We start from the raw sequence: 22,089 nt of genomic DNA, 5'->3' as shown, positions 1-22,089 counted from the left end.
GTCCACCTGCGGCGACACGCAAACGCCGACGTCACCCACTACCCTGGAGGGGTGACCACTGCTCTGTACCGCCGGTATCGCCCCGACACCTTCGACCAGGTGATCGGCCAGGAACACGTGACGGAGCCGCTGAAGGCGGCGCTGCGCGCCAATCGCGTGACACACGCCTACCTGTTCTCGGGCCCGCGCGGGTGCGGTAAGACCACGTCGGCGCGCATCCTGGCGCGCTGCCTCAACTGCGCGCAGGGGCCCACCGACAAGCCCTGCGGGCAGTGCGCTTCCTGCCGGGAACTCGCCACCGGCGGTCCGGGCTCCCTGGACGTCGTGGAAATCGACGCGGCCTCCCACGGCGGCGTTGACGACGCGCGTGACCTTCGCGAGAGGGCGACGTTTGCGCCCGTAAGGGACCGCTACAAGATCTTCATCATCGACGAGGCCCACATGGTGACGAACCAGGGCTTCAACGCCCTGCTGAAGCTGGTGGAGGAACCCCCCGAGCACGTCAAGTTCGTGTTCGCCACGACGGAACCGGAACGTGTGATCGGCACGATTCGTTCGCGCACCCACCACTACCCCTTCCGTCTGGTCCCACCCGACGTGCTGGGCCCCTACCTGGGCGGCCTGTGCCGGGAGGAGGGCGTGCGGGTCACGGAAGGCGTCCTGTCGCTCGTGATGCGCGCGGGCGGCGGGTCGGTTCGTGACACGCTATCGGTCCTGGACCAGCTGATGGCCGGTGCGATTCACGGCGAAGTCACCTACCAGACGGCGGTCGCGCTGCTCGGATACACCGACTCGGCCCTGCTGGACCAATCCGTCGATGCCCTGGCCGGCGGGGACGGTGCGGCCGCGTTCCGCGTCGTCGAGCGAATGGTGGAGTCCGGGCACGACCCGCGTCGCTTCGTCGAGGACCTCCTGCAGCGCCTCAGGGACCTGCTCATCATCGCGGTCGCCGGGGACGGCGCGCGCGACGTCCTCGCAGACACGCCCTCGGACCAATTCGAACGCATGCAGCGCCAGGCACAGAACTGGGGTCCCCACGGGCTGTCGCGCGCCGCCGACCTGACCGACGAGGCCCTGCGCGCCATGACGGGGGCAACCTCGCCCCGCCTGCAGCTGGAGCTCCTGATGGGGCGCATTCTCGTGCCCGCGCCCGAGGTCGGCCACGCGCCCGTCCAGGGAACGGTCGGAATGGCGGGAGGCGGAGCCCCCCGCGAGGCGCAGCCCTCGCCCTCCCCGCAGTCCTCCGGCGGACGTTTTGGCGCGCGTGAGGCCCGCGAGGCGCTGGCTCGCAAGAAGCAGGAGCGCGCCGAGGCCACCGCGACGCCTGCCGCTGTTTCCTCCACGCCCGCCGCCCCCGCTCAAGGCGGGCCCGCCTGGGGTGGCGGCCCCGACTGGTCATCCCCGGCGCCAACCCCCACCGCCCCCGAGGAGGCCTCGGCCGGACCGGAGGGGCGCGCGCCAGAGCGAGGCGGCACGGCATCTGAGCCCGTACGCCCGCAGGCTACAGCGCAGCCGGCAGAGCCGGTTCGGCAATCCCCGCCCGAGCGTGGCGGAGCGCCCGCGCCGCGCGGCCCGGAGCCAACCGCCGAGCAGGGCGGCGAAACGGGCGCGCCTCCAGCGCGCAGCGCCGGGCGCGATGCGGACATGCTGCGCGGCCGCTGGAACGAGGTCCTGGAGCACCTGAAGTCCATCAGCCGAGTCGCCTGGTCGCTGGTCGGGGTCAACGCGCAGCTGGGGGCCGTCGATGGATCCACCGCGGTCCTCCTCTTCCCGGTTGACGCTATGGTCGCCGCCTTCGCGCGCGGCCCGCGTGCGACCGAGGTCGAGGAAGCCATCCGCGAAGTCACGGGACTGTCGCTCGCCGTCATCGCTCAGGTGGGGCAAGCGTCGGGCGGGACGGCCACGACGGGGCCGTCGGCTCAGGCCTCTCGCGCGGGCAACCAGCCCCGCCCGCCCCAGGCCGATGCGTGGGTGTCGGAGCCGCCCCCTTTTGATCGCGCCGCCGCCGAGGCGGCTCACGAGGAAACGCACGCGTCCCATGCGCAGCTATGGCCGCAGCCCGCACGCACCCCCGAAGGCGAGCAGACGCCCCCGGCGACCGAAGAACCCCGGGACGTCGGATGGCCGCAGCCAGCGGCGGTGCAACCCATCCAACGGGTGACAGCAGACGCGGAGCCGGAAGCGGCCTCGTCGCGAGAAGAACGCCGAGGGTCTAGCGCCCTGCCCGCCAGGGCCATCCGTGCGCTCGCGGACGCTCCCGCAGGCGACGCCCACCCAGCACCCGCCCCTTCCTCCGAGCGCAAGCACTCCTTCACGGTCTTTCGCTACCCGGGCGACCCGCAGGAGGGTGAGCCTCCCACGCCGGTCAGCGTCGAGGATGCGTCGAATCGGCCCCCCGCCTTTGACGACACCCCCATCGAGACGGCCCCTCGCGCGCCCATCACCCCGACGGGCTGGGACGATCCGATCGTCATCCCAGGAGGTGCCTCCGTCTCCTTCGACGATCCCGGCGGCGAGCCTCCCTCGGCCGAGGCGGCCACCGTCGGCGCGGGTGAGGCAACGCCGGATGACGCCGCCACGAGTGCGCCCGCCTGGCTCGCCTCGGCCCCCGTACGCGCGGCGCCCGCCGGCCCGGTGGCGAGCGGGCAGCCCGATGGCGCAACGGAGCGGGCCGACGCTCTCGACGCGCCGCTGCGGGGACGCGCCGCCGCGGAGGCCGCCCTGCGCGCCAGGGAACGCAGCGACGGCGAGGCCGCCGGCGTGCGCACCCATGCGGCCGAGGACGACAGCGCCAGCATCGACGACGAGAACATCGAGACCTCGCAGACGATCGGCCTGGCAGCCGTCCTGGAGATCCTGGGTGGACGCGTCATCGAAGAGAAGATGACCTAGGGAGGATACTGACATGTATGACGGAGCCCTGGCGGACCTGATCGACCAGTTCGGTCAGCTACCCGGAATAGGCCCGAAGTCGGCCCAACGCATGGCGATGCACGTCCTGGACGCCGACCCGGAAGAGGTCGCGCGCCTGGTGGAGGCCATCAATGCGGTGCGCGGCCGGGTCCGTCACTGCGACGTGTGCGCGAATCTCACCGAGGACGACCAGTGCTCGATCTGCAGGGACGTTCGCCGCGACCCCAGCCAGATCTGCGTCGTTCAGGAACCGAAGGACATCCAGGCCATCGAGGGTGCTCGCGTCTTCCGCGGACGCTACCACGTGCTGGGTGGGGTGATCGACCCGATTCACGGAATCGGCCCCGACCAGCTCAACATTGCCTCCCTCATGAGCCGCCTCGCGGACGGCACGGTCACCGAGGTGATCCTGGCTACCAACCCCAACGTCGAGGGCGAGGCTACGGCCGCCTACCTGGCGCGAATGCTCTCCACGATGGGCGTCGAAACCTCGCGCCTGGCGATGGGGCTACCGATGGGCGGAGACCTGGAGTACGCTGACTCGGTCACCCTGGGCCGCGCCCTGGAGGGGCGCCGGAGACTGTAGCCGCCCGCGTTGACGCACTCGCGCCGCGTCCGCAGGGAGGACGCCGCCCGGTCTGACACAATCGTCAGTGAAACCGTCCGACGGATGAGGAGGTCGCGAAGGTGATGCAAGAGAGGAACTGCACGCCCCGCGTGCTGGTTGTCGACGACGAGGCGATGCTGGCGGACCTGCTCTCACAGGCGCTTCGCCACGAGGGGTGGGAGACGGCGACGGCCTCGGACGGCCTCGATGCGCTGGCAAAGGCGGCGAGCTTTCATCCCGATGTCGTGATCCTTGACGTGCAGATGCCGCGCATGGATGGCTTGGAGACCCTGGAACGTCTGCGCGCCCATGACCCGCACATGCCCGTCCTGTTTCTCACCGCCCGCGACGCGGTCGCCGACCGGGTGTCCGGCCTGCGAGCCGGCGCCGACGACTACGTCACCAAGCCCTTCGACCTTGACGAGGTCGCGGCCCGCGTGCAGGCGCTGCTGCGTCGCTCCGGGCGCGCCCAGCAGACTCGTTCCACCGTGCTCACGGTGGCCGATCTGACCCTCAACGTGGAGTCGCACGATGTCAGTCGCGGCGGCGAGAACATCACGTTAACGAACACCGAGTTCGAATTGCTCCGCTTTCTGATGGAAAACGTGGGGATCGTCCTGTCCAAGCAGAGGATTCTCGACGCCGTGTGGAGCTACGATTTCGGCGGCCAGGTCAACGTCGTTGAACTGTACATCTCCTACCTGCGCAAGAAGATCGACTCGGGTCGACCCGCCCTGATCCGAACGGTGCGAGGCGCTGGCTACATCATGAGGGAACCCCGGTGACCAGGCGCGTGTCCCTGGCCGGGCGACTCTCCCGCGCGCTCACGGCCTGCGTCGCCCTGGCGCTGGCGGTCATGGCGTTCAGCTCCACGCTGGTCATGCGCTCGTGGATGCTCGCCGACGTGGACTCCGAGTTGCATCGGCTCTCGCAGCGCGCCGACGAACACCTGGATATCGACGACGCCGACTCCGAGGATGACGACGGCGAGGCGAGTGAGGCGCAGTCCGGCGAACACGGCGGGGCCGACGGCGCGATTCTTCCCGCGGGGCCCGGCCGCCGCGGCCCCGGGGATCCCGGCGGGCCCGGCTTCGGCGGATCCGGCGTCGCGGACGGGACCCTGCAGTACGTCAGCGAGGACGGGGAGGCGGCAGGAGCGATCGTCACGAACTTCGCGCTGCGCTACCTCGACGATGAGGCCCTGGAGGTCCTGGAGTCCGTGCCCGCGGACGCGCTCCCTCACACCGTACACCTGCCGGGGTGGGGGACCTTCCGCGTCGTCTCCCAGGTCTTCGACACGAGAACGATCCTCGTGGGCCGCCAGACCGACAGCGTGGACAACGTGGTGTGGATGCTCGTCGCGGTCGAGCTCGTCCTGTCCCTGTGCGTGGCGCTCGGCGCTGGCCTGATCGGACGCGCGTGGGTGCGCCGCGAGCTGCGCCCCCTCTCAGTCGTGCGCGAGGCCGCCGCCGACATTGCGCGGCGAGACCTGGCCGATGACGCGCAGGCGCTGACGCGTGTGGGCGACGCGGCGGTGTCCGGCCCCATCGAGGTCGCCGAGGTGGCAGGTGCCTTCAACGCGATGATTGACGCCGTCGAAGACGGCATGGAGCGCAGGGCACGCAGCGAGACGAAGCTCCGCCAGTTCGTCGCTGATGCCTCCCACGAGCTGCGCACCCCGCTCGCGTCCGTGCAGGGGTATGCGCAGCTGGCCCGGCGCGACATTGCCGAGGCATCCCGGAGCCAGGCGCTCGAGAGGATCTCCTCCGAGGGGGCGCGCATGGCCACGCTGGTCGAGGAGCTCCTGACGCTGGCCCGCCTCGATGACGACCGTTCCCTGGCACGCGACCGGGTCGAGGTGATCCCCCTGGTCCTGGATGCCCTCTCCGATGCGCACGTCCTGTGCCCCGACCACACCTGGGAGCTGGGATCGGCCGCCCAGGAGCCGGTCCTGGGAGACGAGGCGGCGGTGCGTCAGATCCTCACGAACCTGCTCACGAATGCTCGGGTCCACACGCCCGCCGGTACCCGGGTCGTCGTCTCCGTCCTCGGGGAGGACTCGCCGAGGCTTCGCTCCTGCCCCGGGGTCGACGAAACGAGTGGCGCGGCGGGCGCGCGAGCCCCGGCCTCGTCCACGATCACGATCCGAGTGGCAGACGACGGTCCCGGCATCCCCGAGGCGATCCGCGAGCGTGTCTTCGACCGCTTCGTGCGCGGGGATTCCTCCCGCACGCGCGACGGTCACGGTTCCTCGGGCCTGGGCATGTCGATTGTCGATTCCCTGGCGCGCGCTATGGGCGGGCGGGTGTGCCTCGTAGACTCCGAGTCCGGCACCGTCATCGACGTGACGCTGCCTTCGGCCTGACGGTGGGATGTGCCTTCCCTCGGGGCGGACTGTGGCTCGGCAAGGGGTCGGCGCGCCCGGCGAGGCGTGCGTGCGGTGCCGATCCTGGCGCGTCTTATCTCACCGCCCACAATGCGGTTTTCTTGGGCGTGATCGGCGCGCAGCCATAAGATTGTCGTGGTGGTGCAGGCCACCCGACCGTGCGTGGATTGGCGCACCGACAGAAATGAGGGTTCAGTGGCACTGATTGTGCAAAAGTACGGCGGCTCCTCCGTCGCCGACGCCGAGGCCATGAAGCGCGTCGCCCAGCGCATCGTGGACACGCACAACGCGGGGCACCGCGTCGTCGTCGTCGTATCGGCCATGGGCGACACGACCGACGACCTGCTCGACGCTGCGGCATCCGTGACCTCGAAGCCCCCCAAGCGCGAGATGGACATCCTCCTGTCCGCGGGCGAACGCATCTCGATGGCGCTGCTGGCCATGGCCGTCAACGAGCTGGGCGTTGAGGCGCGCGCCTACACGGGTGCGCAGGCCGGTATCCAGACCGATAGCCGCTTCGGCGCCGCGCAGATCATCGGCATGGTTCCCGAGCGCGTCGCCCGAGCCGTTAAGGACGGCCAGGTGGCGATCGTCGCCGGGTTCCAGGGCATCTCCAAGGACGACGACGTGACGACCCTGGGCCGGGGAGGCTCCGACACGACGGCCGTCGCTCTGGCCGCCGCGCTCCACGCCGATGTGTGCGAGATCTACACCGACGTCGACGGCCTCTTCTCCGCTGACCCGCGTATTGTTCCCAAGGCGCACCGCCTGCGCACCCTGACCCAGGAGGAGACCCTGGAGATGGCCGCGCACGGAGCGAAGATCCTTCACCTGCGGGCGGTCGAGTTCGCCCGCCGCTACGGGGTGCCCCTGCACGTGCGTTCCTCGTTCTCGGAGAAGAACGGGACGTGGATCTCGGATGCTCCCGCAAACCCCGAACTCAAGGGCCTCGTGCCCGACGCCGCCCTGAAGTCCCCAGAGGAGAACGCCATGGAAAAGCCCGTCATCTCCGGCATCGCCCACGACCGCTCGCAGGACAAGATCACCGTCACCGACGTTCCCAACAGCCCCGGTGTCGCGGCGCGAGTGTTTGCCGTCGTCGCCGAGGTGGGGGCGAACATCGACATGATTGTTCAGAACCTGCCGATCTCGGATCCGACCAAGGCGAACATCACCTTTACGCTGCCCGAGGGAGACGCCCAAAAGGCTCTCGACGCTCTTGAGGCTCACCGCGGCGAGATTGGTTTCAACGAGCTGCGCTACAACCCCAACATCGGCAAGCTGAGCCTCGTCGGCGTCGGCATGCGCACGAACCCGGGCGTCTCGGCCCGCCTCTTCGGCGCCCTTTCCGAGGCCGGCATCAACATCGACCTGATCTCCACCTCGGAGATTCGCATTTCGGTGGTGACGCGCCTGGATGACCTGGACCGTGCCGTGAAGGCCGTCCACACCGCCTTCGGCCTGGACGCCTCCGAGACCGAGGCCGTCGTCTACGGGGGCACCGGACGCTGACGAGGCGACGGGATCGGGCGGGCGTCGTTGCGGCGCCCCGCACGTTGGGACCGCCGCTGTGCCCGGTCACCCCGGTCGCGGGCCTTGTCGCCGCAGATTTCACCCCGCGTTCGCCCCGTCGTATGGGCGCGCGCACAACAACAAGGAGAGCACCATGAGTGGATTCAATGTCGCCGTTGTCGGCGCGACCGGCCAGGTCGGGCGCGTCATGCGTACCCTGCTGGAGGAACGTGACTTCCCGGTCGAGACGATTCGCTTCTTCTCGTCCGCGCGCAGCGCCGGAACGACCCTGACGTGGAAGGGCGAGGAAGTCGTCGTCGAGGACGTAGCGACGGCCGACTATTCGGGCATCGACATCGCCGTGTTCTCCGCCGGCGCCACAGCCTCGCGTGAGTACGCGCCGAAGTTCGCGGCAGCCGGCGCGGTCGTCGTCGATAACTCGTCGGCGTGGCGCAAGGATCCCGAGGTCCCCCTGGTCGTCTCGGAGGTCAACCCCGGGGACGTCGAGGATCGCCCCAAGGGCATCATCGCCAATCCCAATTGCACGACCATGGCGGCCATGCCCGTGCTGGGGCCTCTCGCGGAGGCGGCGGGCGGCCTGAAGCGCCTCTTCGTGTCCTCCTATCAGGCCGTCTCGGGTTCGGGTCGCGCCGGCGTTGCCGAGCTGACCGGGCAGATCGAGGCCGGCGTCAAGCAGGATCTGGCTGGCCTGGCGCTGGACGGTCGCGCGGTCACCCTGCCCGCCCCGGGTGTCTACGTCGCCCCCATCGCTTTCGACGTGGTGCCCCTGGCCGGCTCGATCGTCGAGGACGGCAGCGAGGAGACCGACGAGGAACAGAAGCTGCGCAACGAGTCTCGCCGCATCCTCCACGTGCCCGACCTGGCGGTGTCGGGCACGTGCGTGCGGGTCCCGGTCTACACGGGCCACACGCTGACCATTCACGCGGAGTTTGCCGGTGATATCACGCCCGATAAGGCGCGCCAGATCCTGGCGGGAGCCCCCGGAGTGCGCGTCGTGGACGTGCCGACGCCGCTCGAGGCCGCCGGTCGTGACGAGGTCCTCGTCGGGCGTATTCGCCAGGATCAGGCTGTTCCCGGCAATCGCGGACTCGTCCTGGTCGTCTCCGGTGACAACCTGCGTAAGGGTGCCGCCCTGAACGCCGTCCAGGTCGCCGAGGTTGTCGCGCAGGGGCTGCGCTGAGTGTTCCACTGACTGTGTGAACGCGCGGCGGCCCGGCGGGCTGCCGCGCGTTTGCGTTGCGTGTGGTGCCGCCTGACGTGTGGCGCTGCTGGTGTTCCGGGTGCTGGTCCCGGCTGCTGTGTGTGCCGGTGGGCGGCGGCCCGCCCGCGAGCCGCCCGCGCTGCGAGCTTCGCTCGGCGCGTCGGCTCGAAGCCCGGCCAGGCCCCGCCACCGCCCACCGGCACTGCGGCAGGTCCCTCCGGCGCCCTCCACACCAGTGGGGCCTGGTTGCTGGTGTGTGGCTCGGTGCGCCGTCTCGAAGCCTGGCCTTGCCGCCACTCGCCGCCACCGCGGCGCGGCCCAGCGACTGGCTACTTGGAGCGCAGGGGGTGTGCAAGCCTCGTGGTGCTCCTGTTTCGGGCGGGGTGTGCGTTCTGGATCGGTTACGTTCCCATTCAGAACGTCATAACCTATCCAGATTGTTATCTTCTATCCGGATCGGGAGCCTGCCAGCGACTGTGAGGCTGGAGCCTCGGGGCGCGCGGGGTATGTCGCCATGTGAGGCGTCGTAATGGTGGGCTGTTGGTTCGCGCGGCGAAGGAGCGGCGCTCCGGAGTGGGTTTTGCACGCCGATGGGTTATGTACGCGGATAGGATGTTGCTATATGGATAGGTTATGAGGATGCGGATAGCTTATTGACCTATCCGCATCGTGATAACCTATTCGCATCGTCGCAACCTATCCGCGTGCTTCCTTCCTACGTGAGAAGGATCGGTCCTCCTGGCATTCGCCATCCAAGGGCCCCATGGCCAGGTCGAGCCGCCCGAGCTTCACCTGGCCAGGCCGCCGCCGACGAGTGTCGTGGTCGGGCCTCGGTACTGTCCAGGGCGCAACGAGTGGCTTGTGGCCTCCACACTCACGACAATGCTTGTTGGGGTGAGGTGTGCACCCGATCAGGAACATTCAACACCTTCTGATCGGGTTGATCCGTCCCGATGGGTTGAATCCTCTGACACCTTGTCAGGCTTTCTTGCACTGGGGTGAAACTGGTGGTGCCTTTGTTGGTGCTTCTTATCTCTGGGGTACAACCGTTGGCACCTTTGTTGGTGCTTTCTCGCCTCGGATTGAAACCGGTGGCACCTCTGTTGACCATAAACGGCTGTTTTAGGGGACGTTTTCACCGACAGAGGTGCTGGGGGTTTCATCCAGCTGCCTGTGTCTCCCGACGGTGGTGGCACTGGTTTCATCTGCTTGTCGATGAGTCCGGTGAGAGGCATCGCTGATCTCAGCGGGACGCTACTCAATGCCACCGTTATGTAGCGAGGATGCTGCGGTGTTTGGGTGGGGGGTAACGTCACTGTCCATGACTCGCGCACTCTGGCTGGGTCTTTGATGACTCCGGGATGTTCGAGGACGCCTCCGGGGGCTGCCCCGTTGGCGAAGAAGGATGCCCCGTAGTCTTCACAGGCCTGGGCCATACCGATCGCGTTCTTCGCCATCGCAATCGGTCTATCACCCACCAGCCTGTCAAACCCGAGGTCGGGGATGTGCAGCACCTCAGACGGTGGCAGGATCACCCGCTCATACCGGGCGTTTGGGGGCTCGTCCGTGGTGCGCTGATACTCGTAATACAACCGGCCAGCACTGTCGCGGCACACCGCCATGCGGTTGGGCATTAACGGATACAAGCCGAGACCTCGCCGCGACCGTTGCGGATCACCTGGGCGTAAGCGTTGCCCCACAACGGCAGGTGGGTCATGAGGGTTTCCCGGAACACGAAGCTCGTCATCTACGGGTTGGGTTCATCATGCAGGAGCCGGTAGAGCGGATGATCCAGGGCTTTCTCTTTTCCACCATCGGCCCGCACCCGGTACACGTGCAACGGCAGGCCCCCAATCGCCTCCGCAAGAATCCGCACACACGAATACACGGCCGTCATCTGCATCGCGGACCGCTCCGTCACCGCCCGGCCGCTATTGGTAGACTCGAAAAGGAAGGAGCAGGACGAACTGATCGCGTGGTCGGTGGCCTTGCGCGTAGCATGGTTTCGTATCCATGTAATCAGGCCCATAGGGTGCTCCTAGGAGAAATAAGCAGCAGTTAGCGAGGCAGAACATCTCAGGCAGCACTGAATTCGAGGAAGTCCGTGTTGAAATCGAACGAGACGGAAAGCCTGTTGTCGTCGCCTTCCAAGGACGCCGCCTGAGCCGCGTCGCATACGTGCGTGAGGGACGAGAGACCGTCTTCCGTGCCTACGCCACACCGAAAGACAAGATTGCGGTCACCAAGCGCTGCGCGGTGGCGTGGCAGGCAAGCGCTCACATGAACGAAGAAACCTGGGCAGACATCGCGAACGGCAACGAGTGGTGGCAGCCCACCTACGCACTCTTCGTCGCTGACACGTGGGAAGAACTCCGCACCCAGCTCGACGCCGAGATTGTCGCCAAGCTGCAGGGTAAGGCCGTGCCCATCCCGGTCGAACACCTCGACATCTAGGCCCCGTCACAGCACCAACAGGCCGCGCGAGTCGTAGACGGATTCGGTGTGTTGTCCGCCGTTTCGGATGGCTCGGTCGAGGGCCATGATGGTGGCGACAACTCCGTCGATTTTCTCGGTGGATTTGGCTATGTCAGGTTTGATGTTGCCGGCAGGGTCGGTGCGGATGTGGATGTTGTCGACCATCCATGCCAGCACCTCGTTCCCGCCGTGATGCAGCCGACCCTCCAGGGCGAGCTTCATGAACTCCTTGGAGGGTGGGCTCATGTCCTTGAACCCCTGCCCAAAGGGGACGACGGTGAAGCCGGCGTCCTCTAGGTTCTGGCTCATTTGGGTCGCGCCCCACCGGTCGAACGCGATCTGGCGGATATTGAAGCGTTCCCCGAGTTCCTCGATGGCGGCCTCAATGGCCCCGTAGTGGACGACATTGCCGTCGGTGACCTGGATGAGGCCCTTCTTGGCCCACAGGTCGTAGGGCACCCGATCACGGTTCACCCTAGCGGTCATGCCTTCTTCTGGGATCCAGAACCACGGCACACCCTGGACGCATCCATGCTCTCGTCTGGTGGAAACACAAGCACGAACGCCGTGATGTCCGTGGTGCTCGCCAGGTCGAGGCCGCCGTAGTACTCGCCCCTCGAGGTCAGCCAGATCGACGGGCTGGTTGTTCTGGTTCCAGATGTGCATGGGCGTCCATCGGATGGACTGTTTCACCCATTGGTTCAGGCGGAGTTGGCGGAAGCTGTTTTCTTCGGCTGGGTTGATGCGTGCACTGTGTGCGGTGGCGCGGACTTTGTCGATCGGGACCGTCACCCCCAGCGACGGGTTGGCCTTCCTCCACACGTTCTCGTCGAGCCAGTCGTCCTCGGGATCAGCCCCGTACACGACCGGGTAGAACGTGGGGTCGACCTCTTTGCCGGCGAGTAGGTCTTTGGCTTTCTGGTGCTGCTCGAAACACACGCTGTGGGTGTCTGTCCCCGCGGTGGTGATCAGGAAATACAGGGGCTGGGTGCGGGCGTCACCAGACCCTTTGGTCATGACGTCGAACAGAGCCCGGTTTGGTTGGGTGTGCAGCTCATCGAAGATCACCCCGGAGACGTTGAAGCCGTGCTTGGAGTACGCCTCAGCCGACAGCACCTGGTAGAAGCTATTGGTGGCTCATCCCAAACGAGGGTGGGTGGCGGGGGTGGCGCGTCGGTCTCGGGGTAGGCGTCGAGGTCTTCACATGATGGGAGTTCTCACGCTCCCCATCAGGAAGACCACGACATGCCCGACGGTACCTTCACCACGCCCGATCTGACGACGTTCTGCCGCCTGGACGGTCTCGGGTTGGAGGTGACCGGGCAGCGCCTCGAGCCGGATCGTGCAGTGCTGGCTTGCCGGGTTGTCGATGATGACCGGTGGTGCCGGGGGTGCGGCTGTGAGGGCAGCGTGCACGACGTGGTCACGCGCCGGCTGGCGCACGAGCCGTTCGGGTGGCGACCCACGACGCTGCTGATCGCCGTGCGCCGCTACCGGTGCACCGGCTGCGGGCGGGTGTGGCGGCAGGACACCACAGCCGCGGCCGAGCCGCGCGCGAAGATCTCCCGGGCTGGACTGCGGTGGGCCCTGCTCGCACTGGTCGTGCAGCATCTGAGCGTGGCCCGGATCGCCGAAGGGCTCGCGGTCGCGTGGGATACCGCGAATGAGGCCGTTCTGGCCGAGGGCGCGCGGGTCCTGATCGGCGACCCGGCACGGTTCGACGGGGTCGCGGTCATCGGGGTCGACGAGCACGTCTGGCGGCACACGAGGAAGGGCGACAAGTACGTCACCGTCGTCATTGATCTCACCCCGATCCGCGACGGGACCGGCCCGGCACGGCTGTTGGATATGCTCGAGGGCCGCTCCAAGGCCGCGTTCAAGACCTGGCTCGCCGACCGGCCCCAGGCGTGGCGTGACGCGGTGGAGGTGGTCGCGATGGACGGGTTCACCGGGTTCAAGACCGCCGCCGCTGAGGAACTCCCGCGCGCGGTGGCGGTCATGGACCCCTTCCACGTCATCCGGCTCGCCGGGGATGCCCTGGACCAGTGCCGGCGCCGGGTCCAGCAGGACCTGCACGGCCACCGAGGCCGCAGCAACGACCCGCTGTACCGGGCCCGGCGGACCCTGCACACCGGAGAGGACCTGCTCACTGACCGGCAACGCGAACGACTCATGGTCCTGTTCACCAATCCCGAGCACGTCGAGGTCAAAGCCACCTGGGGCATCCTCCAACGGATGATCGCCGCCTACCGCCACCCCGACAGGGCCACCGGCCGGGCGGCGATGAGCGCCGTCATCGCCGCCCTGCGCGACGGCGTGCCCGCGGTCTTGGCCGAGCTCCGTCGCCTGGGTCGAACCCTGAACCAGCGCGCAGCTGACGTGCTGGCCTACTTCGAGCGCCCGGGGACCTCCAACGGCCCCACCGAAGCCCTGAACGGGCGGCTCGAACACCTCCGCGGATCCGCTCTCGGCTTCCGCAACCTCAACAACTACATCGCCCGCTGCCTACTCGAGACCGGCGGCTTCAGAACCCACCCTGCATTGGGATGAGCCATCAAAGAAGGCCGCCTCACGGCGACCACCGACCCTAGAGTTCAGTACCTATGAGTGTCGCAAGCTCTGCAATCGACTCCTCATTGCGCTTGTAGTAAGTCCATCGACCGCGCCTCACGGAGGTCAACAAGCCCACCGACTGCAACTCCTTCAAGTAGGTCGACACAGTCGATTGAGAAAGTCCCGCCTGATCAACAATCTCTCCCACGCAAATCCCGCCAGTCTCCTCAAGCATGGCTCGTACTAGATCAGGAGAGACGACAGTGAATTCACGTTCTGGATCCTTAAGCCATCGCAGAATATCCAGCCGCGTCTGATTCGACAGCGCTTTGAAAAGTTGCGGCGTCAACTTCATATCGACAAACATATCGAAAATACCGAAATGTCAAACGTCGACCTCTCACTTCTCACGGTAAGACGCACACTCCTTGGAGCTGTCACGACGACACTGTCATGCAGCCTCCTGCTCAACTTCCTCGATTACCTGCGCGAACTGTTGCTTCGCCCGTTCCAGCTTTCAGGCAAACCCATCCAGTGGATATGTCATCTCAGACGAATCGGATATGGCATCCTTCACTTCGCCTTGCTGAACAGAAGGACCGCCCACCCAGCGGTTCGTGCATGTTTACCAGCAGTGACGATCAAACCATGAAAATGCGCGAGTTCACTGACGCTGAGACCACTCGCGGCCACAGCACTCTGATGGAGAGCACGTGTCTTCTCATAGTCGGCACCCACTGACATGCCTGCAGCGTCAAGCATGCGCCGGGCGTACGCGTCGAAAATGAAGACGGGGCGATGGAAGACGTAGAGGAGAATGTCATCGGCTGTCTCAGGGCCGATGCCGTGGATGCTCATGAGGCTGGCGCGCAATGCGGCGCTGTCCATACTGCCTGCGCGCTCACCATGTTCTTCTAGCCATGCCGCAAGGTGTTTGAGGGTTGCTGCTTTGCGCGTGTAGGAGCCGGATGGACGAATGAGGCCCTCAAGGGTGGTAACCGGGCAGTCGGCAATCGCCGCAGGGGTCAGCAGATCGGCATCTTTGAGGTTTGCGATCGCCTGCTCGACACTTGTCCACGTGGTGTTCTGGGTCAGGACCGCACCGACCATGATCTCGAAGTCGCTCTCACCCGGCCACCAGTCCTCAATGTCGAACTGAGCAGCCAGACACTCGTACAGGCTCCGAAACTTCACTCCATCAATGATGTCCACCTCCCCCTTCCTTGTTCACGAACATAGGAACGAGCCATCAACCGAGGTCTTTGAGGAGGGTGCCGTCGCTGGTGCGCCAGGTGGCGTTGCCGCTGCGGTTGGAGCCAGCCACGTAGGTGGCGACAGTACTGGAGGAGCTGAACACGAGGTCGATAGTAGTGCGGCCGTCGCGGATCTGCCCGTCATACTTCGCCCGCAGAGCACGCCCGGTGTCATTCGTGGGAGTTGGGTTCACGGGCGAGCCAGCCTTAAGGATCCACACCTTGTCACTCATCTTGTGCGCGACCGCAGGCTCATCGGCTGAACGCAGTGCCATGTAGAGGACCAGTTCGGGCTCACCGTCTGGCACCAAAGCTGCCGCAAGCGCGCCTGCCGCCAGCACCTCACCGGCGTTACTGGGTTGAGGGGTCTTCGCGGCCGAGCCGCCGTCCGGACACGGGTCGAAGATGTAGAGGCCGAGTGCGCCGAGCATGAGGCGGGTGGTTTCCACGACCTTGTCCAAGCGCAGCTGGGTCGCGAGCGTCAGTTCACTATTGGAGGGCTCGGATCCGTTACGCACCCGGGTCAGACCAGCCTCGTGGGCGGCGAGGGTGAAGGTGTTTTCTAGGTTGGTCAGTTCGGTCGGGCCAAACTTGCGTGGGCTATCCACCAGCATGATTGCCCACTGGCAGAACAGGTGCTCGCCCCGGTCAATGTGCTCGATGATCCGGTGGATGGTGCCGTTTCCGTTCTTGCGGCGCTTGGCCTGCCCAATGTAGACCTCAGGCTTCTTGTCCGTGGGGTCTCCCAGCATCATGTAGATGCCGGGCTTGCTCATGTGCTCGTGGGTGCGCAAGTCACGGATCTGACGGGCCGGGACGACGTAGAGCCGGTAGGACACGTCCGCGGAGGCCACCCGGACTTCCCGGGCACCGGCAAAGGAGCCGTCCAGCAGAGTCACCTCGATGACTTCTTGCGATCCACCCATCACGGCCTGCCTTTCCCGTATCTCACGTGCCTTTTCTCATTCTCGCAGACACAGTGATGGTAGGCCGTGTGCGCACCCGAGGTGGTGAGGGATTGCCGGTGGCGAAGGTGATTACTTCACGCGGCCGAGGAGATCGATGACTCGTTCGCGAAGCTCGGCAAGAATCGCGCGAACCTCGTCGAGTGACTTGCCGTGCGGGTCGGAGATTTCCCAGTCTTCGTAGTGGACACCGGGAAAGATGGGACAGTGCTCACCGCATCCCATGGTAATCACCCAGTCCGATGTCTTTACCTGGGAAGGATCAAGCGGCTTGGGCTGCGACTCTGGCTCAAGGCCTATTTCCGCAAGCGCGTCTACGACAATCGGATGGACATTATCTGCTGGGTCGGTGCCAGCAGAGATGATCCGCACTCCTGCGGGAGCAAGAGACTTGGCCAGCGCGGCTGCCATCTGGGAACGTCCGGCATTCTGCCGACATGCGAACAGAATCGTGGTTTCGCCGGCATTGCGGTCGTTAGTCATTGGCGTTCCGTTCTCGACGGGGCCAAGGATTGAGGCATCAAATCCAGCGTCGAGCGTGAAGTAGGCCCAGCGCCCTCTCTGCTCCCGATGCAGCACTCCTGCGTCAACCAACTTGGTCAAATGGTGGGACAAGGTGGACTGTGACATACCGAAGGCTTCTGGGAAACTGCAGGCGCACACTGGCGCAGGAGACGCGTTTCGAATCATCAGCGCTAGTCGCAGGCGAGTCTTGTCTCCAAGAGCCTTGAACTGAGTTGCGCGCTTTTGGATTTCCGCGTCAGCGGTCTGGCTTTCCGTGGACGCGCAGCAGTCGCACCTATCCATGTGTTGCATAGAACGAGGGTAGCACGCTTTGACGTTTATCGATATGTGCCCTAGACTTCATGTATCGACATTCGTCGAAGTGTTCTACTTTGAGGAGGATTCCATGAATACCGTCCATATCTATGACCCATCTTTGTGCTGCTCATCCGGGGTGTGCGGCGAGGATGTTGATCAGTCCCTCGTAGACATCAGCGCCACTCTTGTTAATGCCAAAGCTGAAGGAATCGAGGTTGTCCGCCACAACCTCGCCAATGCTCCCTTGGACTTTGCTGCCGAGCCAGCAGTCAAGCGGCTCCTGACCGACGAGGGGTCAGATGCCCTTCCCGCTATCGTGGTCAATGGGCGTCTGGTGCTCTCCGGACGCTACCCAAGCATTGACGAACTCCGTGCCTGGTCCGCTGGCGGCCAACCGGTAGTGGTGCCGAACGCTGACGCCATGCGGCTAACGCCCGTGCAGTCCACGTCATGCTGTGGAGGTTCGGCATGCTGCTAACGCAATGGCCCCCTGGTAGTCGCTACCTACTCTTCACGGGCAAGGGTGGAGTTGGCAAGACCTCTTTGTCATGTGCGACAGCAGTACATCTAGCGCAGACTGGGAAGCGTGTGCTGCTCGTATCCACTGATCCAGCTTCCAATGTCGCCCAGGTGTTTGGCCGGCCGATCGGAGCTCGGGTGACTGCCCTGGGTGATCTTTTGGATAACACTCAAGGCAGGGTTGTTCTCGATGCTGTTGAGATTGACCCCCAAGCTGAAGCCGCCCTGTATCGCGAGTCTGTCCTTGCGCCAGTTCGTGATCTCCTTCCGCCCGAAGTTCTTGCTGAGACGGAGGAAACCCTCTCAGGGTCTTGCACCGTCGAGGTTGCGGCCTTTAACCGGTTCGTGGATTTCCTTGTCAACCCCGACCTGCAAGACGCCTACGATCACATCATCTTTGACACTGCACCCACTGGCCACACCCTGCGCTTGTTGGCACTGCCAGGGGACTGGTCAACCTTCATCAGCAACGGTGCTGGCGATGCCTCTTGTCTGGGCCCACTATCTGGACTTGATAAACACCGACGCGACTACGAACGAGCTGTGGCCGTCCTTGGGGATCTAGAACAAACAACCCTCACACTGGTCGCACGCCCAGAAGAATCCACTCTGGCCGAAGCACAACGCTCAGCGTACGAACTTGAAGCGTTGGGAGTGCGAGCATCCGCTTTGGTCATCAATGGAATCCTGCCTCCATCTGATGGGGACCCTCTCCATGAACGACTATTCGCAGTCGAGCAAAGCACTTTGAGTCATCTGACAGAAACCTACACGGCGCTGGGAAAGCTAGCACTGTTCGGTGTGCCGATGAGCGCCCAGCCAGTGATGGGGGTTGAAGGATTGGCCGCCATCACACCTGTGAAACTTGAGCCCGGCCGCGCCACTGCGCGCGCGAATGATGGAAGTCAGGCTGTTCTTGATGTTATGGAGCGATCTCTCGACCAGCTGGTCACCACCATCGCTACCGGCGACCCAAAGGTCGTGCTTGCAATGGGGAAGGGCGGCGTAGGGAAAACCAGTGTTGCCCAAGCCGTGGCCGTTAGCTTGGCGCAGCAAGGCCGCCAGGTCCTGCTCGCCACTACCGACCCAGCATCACACTTGGATGCCAGACTGAGTGAACGGTATTCCAACCTTGAGATCACCAGTATCGATCCTGCGCGAGTCGTAGCAGAGTATCGCCAGCAAGTGCTAGAAACCAAGGGCGCCACTTTGGACGCTGTCGCTCACGCACAACTCAAGGAGGATCTGGCTAGTCCTTGTACCGAGGAAGTTGCCGTGTTCCGTGCATTTTCCTCAGTCCTGGATGAAGTCGAGCACCGCTGGGTGGTGCTTGATACTGCACCCACCGGACACACGCTGCTCCTATTGGATGCAACAGGCTCCTATCATCGTGAACTCATGCGCCAAGCCGGAGTGAGCGAGGACGTAGCAGGCCGCATCACAGCGCTTACCAGGCTGCGTGACCCGAACGTAACATTCTCCATCCTCGTTACCCTCCCAGAGACAACACCTATTCTCGAAGCACAAGAGTTGTCGCAAGATCTCCAGCGGGCGGGAATAATCCCCAGGGCATGGGTAGTCAATCAATATCTACCCGACAACACCACAAACTCAGGATTCCTGCATCGCCGCGCCGAGGTCCAGCAAAACACCGTGAAAACGCTACTGGGGCAGGCAGATGAGCCGATATCGCTGCTGACTGTCCCACTAGCCTAAGTGGCATACCTCAAGAGATGGGAACCTGTGCGATCGATACGCTGCAAGTGTGGGGTGGTGGCAACGTGCTGCTACCCCACACTTGCTCATATGTAGTGTGTTGCGCCATTCAATGAGGCTTGAAACTTCATCAGATACTCGCGGTTTCACGATATGGTTGAGTTCCGTTTCAACGCGTAAGTAGTGCCGATTCATCTGTGATGATCGATGCCAGAGGCTAGCCAACTCCTCCGATGCCGGCAGTATCACGGGTGCAGTGTCGGCAAGTCTCGCCCTCACGTTTACTCGAACCATTCCAAAGCTGGCGCACACCAGAGACGGTGAGTGGTGATCGATAACCGCGATACCTTTTGACGCGCGGTTCACCGCAGTACCCGAAACCGGCCGAAGCACCCTTGCCGGGCCTCTCAACCCCACCAGCAGGCAACCCCCTGCCGCAGCCGGTAACCCCAGAAACCCCGGAATACCAGGGAAAAAACGAAGAACGCTCACCCGGATACTTTGCATCCAAATGAGCGTCCTATTGGAGCGGGCGACGGGAATCGAACCCGCCTCTGAAGCTTGGGAAGCTTCCATTCTACCGATGAACTACGCCCGCAATTCATCGTCCCGAAGGAATCGACCCGTCGATCATATCGTCATCGACGATGGCCTCGCAACCTCATGCCCGGCTCCTCACCCGTCCGCCTGTCCAGCTGGGAACAGGTCGATTCCGGCGATCGCCGCAACGTGGGCGGGCGCGTCGTGCCGATAGACTGTGGGGTAGTCGATCGATTGGAGTTCCCGTGCCTCGTCCCGTGGTGGCAGCCGCGATTCTCGACTCCCTGAGCCGCCCGACGAAGCTGCTCGCCTGCTCGCGCGCCTACCCGCGGGAGCTGCGCGGACAGTTCGAGCTTCCCGGCGGCAAGGTCGAAGCCGGTGAGGATGCCGTGGCGGCGCTCACGCGAGAGATCGCCGAGGAGCTGGGTGCGCGCCTGACCATGGGTCGGCGCATCTGTCCGGAGGGGGGCCGGTGGTGGCCGATTCTGGGGGGACGGAAGATGGCCGTCTGGCTGGCGGAGGTAGCCCCCGGTTCCCCCGCCCCGAGCGCGGGACGCTCGCACCTGGAGGCCCGGTGGACCGCGCTCGGTGAGCTTGCAGACTTGCCCTGGATCGGCGCGGACCTGCCCGTCGTCGAGGCCGTGGTCGCGAGCTGCAGGCGCGCCCACAATTTGACGACACAAGGGTCGCAAGTGTCAGAATGGGCCCATGCCGAAGATCATTGGTGAGTCCCTCGCCTCCCACCGAGAGCTAACCCGCGCGCGCCTGTTCGAGGCGCTGGGTTCCCTCCTGGGTGAACAATCCTTCGAGTCGATCACCCTGAGCGAGATCGCCGCGCGGGCGGGCGTTGGGCGCACGGCGGTCTACAATCACTTCGCGGACAAAGAGGTGCTGTTGCTGGCCTACATGCGCCGCGTGACCGAGCAGTTTACCCGGGTGCTCGCCGAGCGCCTCGAGGCCGAACCCGATCCTCTGATGTCCCTGCGCATCTACATCAGGTCGCACCTGCAGATGATCAGCCGCTACCACGTGAAGACCAGCATGGCGGTGGGTAAGCAGATGACCCGAGAGAACGCCTCACACCTGCACGACCACGCCGGAGTCGTGGGCGAGCTCTTGATCGGAATCCTCGACGAGGCGATGGAACGCGGGCTCATCGCCCAGCAGAACACGCTCGGAGCGGTTCACCTCATCCACGCAACGCTGCAGGGGCAACGCCTGCCGCGGGACCCGGCGCGCCGGGAATCCGCTCTCGCGCTCGTCGAGACGTTCATCCTCAGGGGCCTCGGAGCCTCCGAGGACAGCGTGCGTCACGTCACCTCCGCTTCCCTTCCCGCGGGGGAATAGCGGGCGGGCCGCGCCCGTTGATTAAGACAGTTCACCGGCGGGGCGACCCGCCCCCAACCCCACCAGTCGGCCAGCACCGACGACTTAAGGAGAATCATGGCCACCGTGACCCTCACGCAGGACAACTTCGAGCAGACCGTGTCCGGCGACGGCATCGTCCTGGTCGACTTCTGGGCGACCTGGTGCGGCCCGTGCCGCCAGTTCGGCCCCATCTTCGAAGAGGCCTCGGAGAAGTACCCGGACGTCGTCTTCGGCAAGATCGACACCGACGATCAGCAGCAGCTCGCGATGGCCGCGCAGATCACCTCGATTCCCACCCTCATGGCGTTCCGCGACGGCGTTGCGGTGTTCCGCCAGTCGGGCGCGCTTCCCCTGTCCGCCCTGGAAGACCTGATCTCGCAGATTCAGGGCCTTGACATGGACGAGGTGCGCAAGAAGATCGCCGAGTCTGACCAGTCCTGATCATCGCCGCAGCGGGCCCCGAGGCAATGCGCCTCGGGGCCCGCTGCTACGCCGCGTTCTGCCAGCCTTCCACACCGGTGAGCTCGGGCTTGTGTCCCCGTATCGACGCGCGACCTAGCGCCCGCGCTCCCGGCGGGCGATGAATTCGCGGTCGGCATGTGATCCGACCATGAAGGAGTACTCGCCCACGATCGCGAACCCGTGACGTTCGTAGAGCCGCTGTGCCCCCAGGTTCTCGCTCCACACCCCGATCCACAGGGTTCGAGGCCCGTGTCGCTCGAGCCACGCGAGGGCGGTCTCCAGCAGGAGCGTTCCCCGACCACCGCCCTGGTACTCCCTCAGGACGTAGAGGCGCTGGATTTCGCCGTCGCCCGCCGCCACCTCCGGGTGGGGAAGGCGTGCGGGCCGCGCGCTCACGTAGCCGATGGGGCGCGCAGCGGCGGTGCCGGACTCGTCATGCTCCTCCGCAAAGAGGAGCCACGTCGCTCGATCGGGCTCCTTCAGTTCGGAGCGTAGGACCGACGGGGCGTAGGCCTCGTCCAGGAACGTGGCCAGGTCCTCGGCGGCGTACAGGTGCGCGAATGTCTGGCGAAAGCACTCCCGAGCGAGCTCGGATAGCGCGTCGGCGTCGGCGGGGGTGGCTCGGCGAAGCATGGTGTCCTTTCCCGGGGCTTCCCCCAATCGTAGGAGCCGGGGGCGCACAATCCCAGCGGGGGCTCTCCCCGCGCGCGGCGCAGCCCCTTGCTGGTCATGTGACGCGGACCCTACAATTGGGCGATCAGTGGACGTCGGAGGAG

21 protein-coding genes and 1 tRNA gene are annotated in these 22,089 nt (G+C 65.2%); 13 read left to right on the top strand and 9 right to left on the bottom strand.

Annotated elements, in window-relative coordinates; genetic code table 11:
* Window positions 1-51: 51 nt before the first annotated feature.
* The 6 genes from NQK35_RS07495 to NQK35_RS07470 all read left to right on the top strand — a co-directional run bounded on the left by NQK35_RS07495 (window position 52) and on the right by NQK35_RS07470 (window position 8,619).
* Window positions 52-2,892, top strand: a complete 2,841-nt coding sequence (locus NQK35_RS07495; protein WP_257113744.1) for a DNA polymerase III subunit gamma and tau — start codon at window positions 52-54, stop codon at window positions 2,890-2,892.
* A 13-nt stretch (window positions 2,893-2,905) separates the two neighbouring features.
* A complete protein-coding gene (gene recR, locus NQK35_RS07490) occupies window positions 2,906-3,499 on the top strand; it encodes a recombination mediator RecR (protein WP_009213013.1) in 594 nt (197 codons plus the stop codon).
* Window positions 3,500-3,603: 104 nt separating this feature from the next.
* On the top strand, window positions 3,604-4,305 hold the full coding sequence (locus tag NQK35_RS07485) for a response regulator transcription factor (protein WP_257114784.1): 702 nt from the start codon (window positions 3,604-3,606) through the stop codon (window positions 4,303-4,305).
* Window positions 4,302-5,885, top strand: a complete 1,584-nt coding sequence (locus tag NQK35_RS07480; RefSeq protein WP_257113743.1) for a sensor histidine kinase — start codon at window positions 4,302-4,304, stop codon at window positions 5,883-5,885. The genes NQK35_RS07485 and NQK35_RS07480 overlap by 4 nt, the downstream gene beginning before the upstream one ends.
* Before the next feature lie 216 nt (window positions 5,886-6,101).
* The gene (locus NQK35_RS07475) at window positions 6,102-7,418 is read left to right on the top strand and encodes an aspartate kinase (RefSeq protein ID WP_009213016.1); all 1,317 of its coding nucleotides are present in this window, start codon (window positions 6,102-6,104) and stop codon (window positions 7,416-7,418) included.
* A 154-nt stretch (window positions 7,419-7,572) separates the two neighbouring features.
* On the top strand, window positions 7,573-8,619 hold the full coding sequence (locus NQK35_RS07470; protein WP_257113742.1) for an aspartate-semialdehyde dehydrogenase: 1,047 nt from the start codon (window positions 7,573-7,575) through the stop codon (window positions 8,617-8,619).
* Window positions 8,620-9,551: 932 nt separating this feature from the next.
* On the opposite strand, the gene NQK35_RS10660 is transcribed toward NQK35_RS07470, so the two are convergent.
* Together NQK35_RS10660 and NQK35_RS10655 are read right to left on the bottom strand one after the other, a co-directional pair.
* The gene (locus NQK35_RS10660; protein WP_306456028.1) at window positions 9,552-10,262 is read right to left on the bottom strand and encodes a phage portal protein; all 711 of its coding nucleotides are present in this window, start codon (window positions 10,260-10,262) and stop codon (window positions 9,552-9,554) included.
* Between the two features lie 125 nt (window positions 10,263-10,387).
* Window positions 10,388-10,669 carry a phage portal protein gene (locus tag NQK35_RS10655; protein WP_306456007.1) on the bottom strand — a complete coding sequence of 94 codons (282 nt, stop codon included), beginning with the start codon at window positions 10,667-10,669 and terminating at the stop codon, window positions 10,388-10,390.
* 44 nt (window positions 10,670-10,713) lie between these two features.
* On the opposite strand from NQK35_RS10655, the gene NQK35_RS07460 reads away from it, so the two are divergent.
* Window positions 10,714-11,094 carry an EXLDI protein gene (locus NQK35_RS07460; RefSeq protein ID WP_306456027.1) on the top strand — a complete coding sequence of 127 codons (381 nt, stop codon included), beginning with the start codon at window positions 10,714-10,716 and terminating at the stop codon, window positions 11,092-11,094.
* 6 nt (window positions 11,095-11,100) lie between these two features.
* On the opposite strand, the gene NQK35_RS07455 is transcribed toward NQK35_RS07460, so the two are convergent.
* On the bottom strand, window positions 11,101-12,183 hold the full coding sequence (locus tag NQK35_RS07455; RefSeq protein ID WP_257113741.1) for a terminase large subunit: 1,083 nt from the start codon (window positions 12,181-12,183) through the stop codon (window positions 11,101-11,103).
* Between the two features lie 177 nt (window positions 12,184-12,360).
* On the opposite strand from NQK35_RS07455, the gene NQK35_RS07450 reads away from it, so the two are divergent.
* Window positions 12,361-13,665, top strand: a complete 1,305-nt coding sequence (locus tag NQK35_RS07450; protein WP_009213505.1) for an ISL3 family transposase — start codon at window positions 12,361-12,363, stop codon at window positions 13,663-13,665.
* Between the two features lie 37 nt (window positions 13,666-13,702).
* Here the strand turns inward: NQK35_RS07450 and NQK35_RS07445 are convergent, their stop codons facing one another.
* From NQK35_RS07445 to NQK35_RS07430, 4 genes are all read right to left on the bottom strand, one after another.
* Window positions 13,703-14,023: an ArsR/SmtB family transcription factor gene (locus tag NQK35_RS07445; protein WP_048743130.1), complete on the bottom strand. Its 321-nt coding sequence runs from the start codon at window positions 14,021-14,023 to the stop codon at window positions 13,703-13,705.
* 218 nt (window positions 14,024-14,241) lie between these two features.
* On the bottom strand, window positions 14,242-14,880 hold the full coding sequence (locus NQK35_RS07440) for an endonuclease III domain-containing protein (RefSeq protein ID WP_048743121.1): 639 nt from the start codon (window positions 14,878-14,880) through the stop codon (window positions 14,242-14,244).
* Window positions 14,881-14,917: 37 nt separating this feature from the next.
* Complete coding sequence (locus NQK35_RS07435; protein WP_257113740.1) at window positions 14,918-15,847, bottom strand: hypothetical protein; 930 nt, start codon at window positions 15,845-15,847, stop codon at window positions 14,918-14,920.
* A 111-nt stretch (window positions 15,848-15,958) separates the two neighbouring features.
* Complete coding sequence (locus tag NQK35_RS07430; RefSeq protein ID WP_257113739.1) at window positions 15,959-16,576, bottom strand: arsenate reductase/protein-tyrosine-phosphatase family protein; 618 nt, start codon at window positions 16,574-16,576, stop codon at window positions 15,959-15,961.
* A gap of 220 nt (window positions 16,577-16,796) precedes the next feature.
* Between NQK35_RS07430 and arsD the strand changes: the two genes are divergently transcribed.
* Window positions 16,797-17,186, top strand: coding sequence for an arsenite efflux transporter metallochaperone ArsD (gene arsD / locus NQK35_RS07425; protein WP_082157983.1), 390 nt, complete (start codon window positions 16,797-16,799; stop codon window positions 17,184-17,186).
* Complete coding sequence (arsA, locus tag NQK35_RS07420; RefSeq protein WP_306456006.1) at window positions 17,159-18,943, top strand: arsenical pump-driving ATPase; 1,785 nt, start codon at window positions 17,159-17,161, stop codon at window positions 18,941-18,943. Before arsD ends, arsA begins: the two co-directional genes overlap by 28 nt.
* 524 nt (window positions 18,944-19,467) lie before the next feature.
* Here arsA and NQK35_RS07415 read toward each other — a convergent pair.
* Window positions 19,468-19,541 (bottom strand) — tRNA-Gly (locus NQK35_RS07415).
* Window positions 19,542-19,728: 187 nt separating this feature from the next.
* Here NQK35_RS07415 and NQK35_RS07410 point away from each other — a divergent pair.
* From NQK35_RS07410 to trxA, 3 genes are all read left to right on the top strand, one after another.
* On the top strand, window positions 19,729-20,211 hold the full coding sequence (locus NQK35_RS07410; protein WP_009213023.1) for an NUDIX domain-containing protein: 483 nt from the start codon (window positions 19,729-19,731) through the stop codon (window positions 20,209-20,211).
* Window positions 20,192-20,830, top strand: a complete 639-nt coding sequence (locus NQK35_RS07405; RefSeq protein WP_257113738.1) for a TetR/AcrR family transcriptional regulator — start codon at window positions 20,192-20,194, stop codon at window positions 20,828-20,830. The genes NQK35_RS07410 and NQK35_RS07405 overlap by 20 nt, the downstream gene beginning before the upstream one ends.
* Before the next feature lie 96 nt (window positions 20,831-20,926).
* Window positions 20,927-21,292 carry a thioredoxin gene (gene trxA, locus NQK35_RS07400; RefSeq protein WP_048726404.1) on the top strand — a complete coding sequence of 122 codons (366 nt, stop codon included), beginning with the start codon at window positions 20,927-20,929 and terminating at the stop codon, window positions 21,290-21,292.
* Between the two features lie 114 nt (window positions 21,293-21,406).
* Here the strand turns inward: trxA and NQK35_RS07395 are convergent, their stop codons facing one another.
* Window positions 21,407-21,946: a GNAT family N-acetyltransferase gene (locus NQK35_RS07395; RefSeq protein ID WP_257113737.1), complete on the bottom strand. Its 540-nt coding sequence runs from the start codon at window positions 21,944-21,946 to the stop codon at window positions 21,407-21,409.
* Between the last annotated feature and the right edge of the window lie 143 nt (window positions 21,947-22,089).

Origin of the sequence: Schaalia odontolytica (assembly GCF_024584435.1) — a bacterium.
Lineage (GTDB): Bacteria > Actinomycetota > Actinomycetes > Actinomycetales > Actinomycetaceae > Pauljensenia.
Note: the sequence above shows the minus strand (reverse complement) of the source record. Positions and strands in the feature narration are given on the sequence as shown.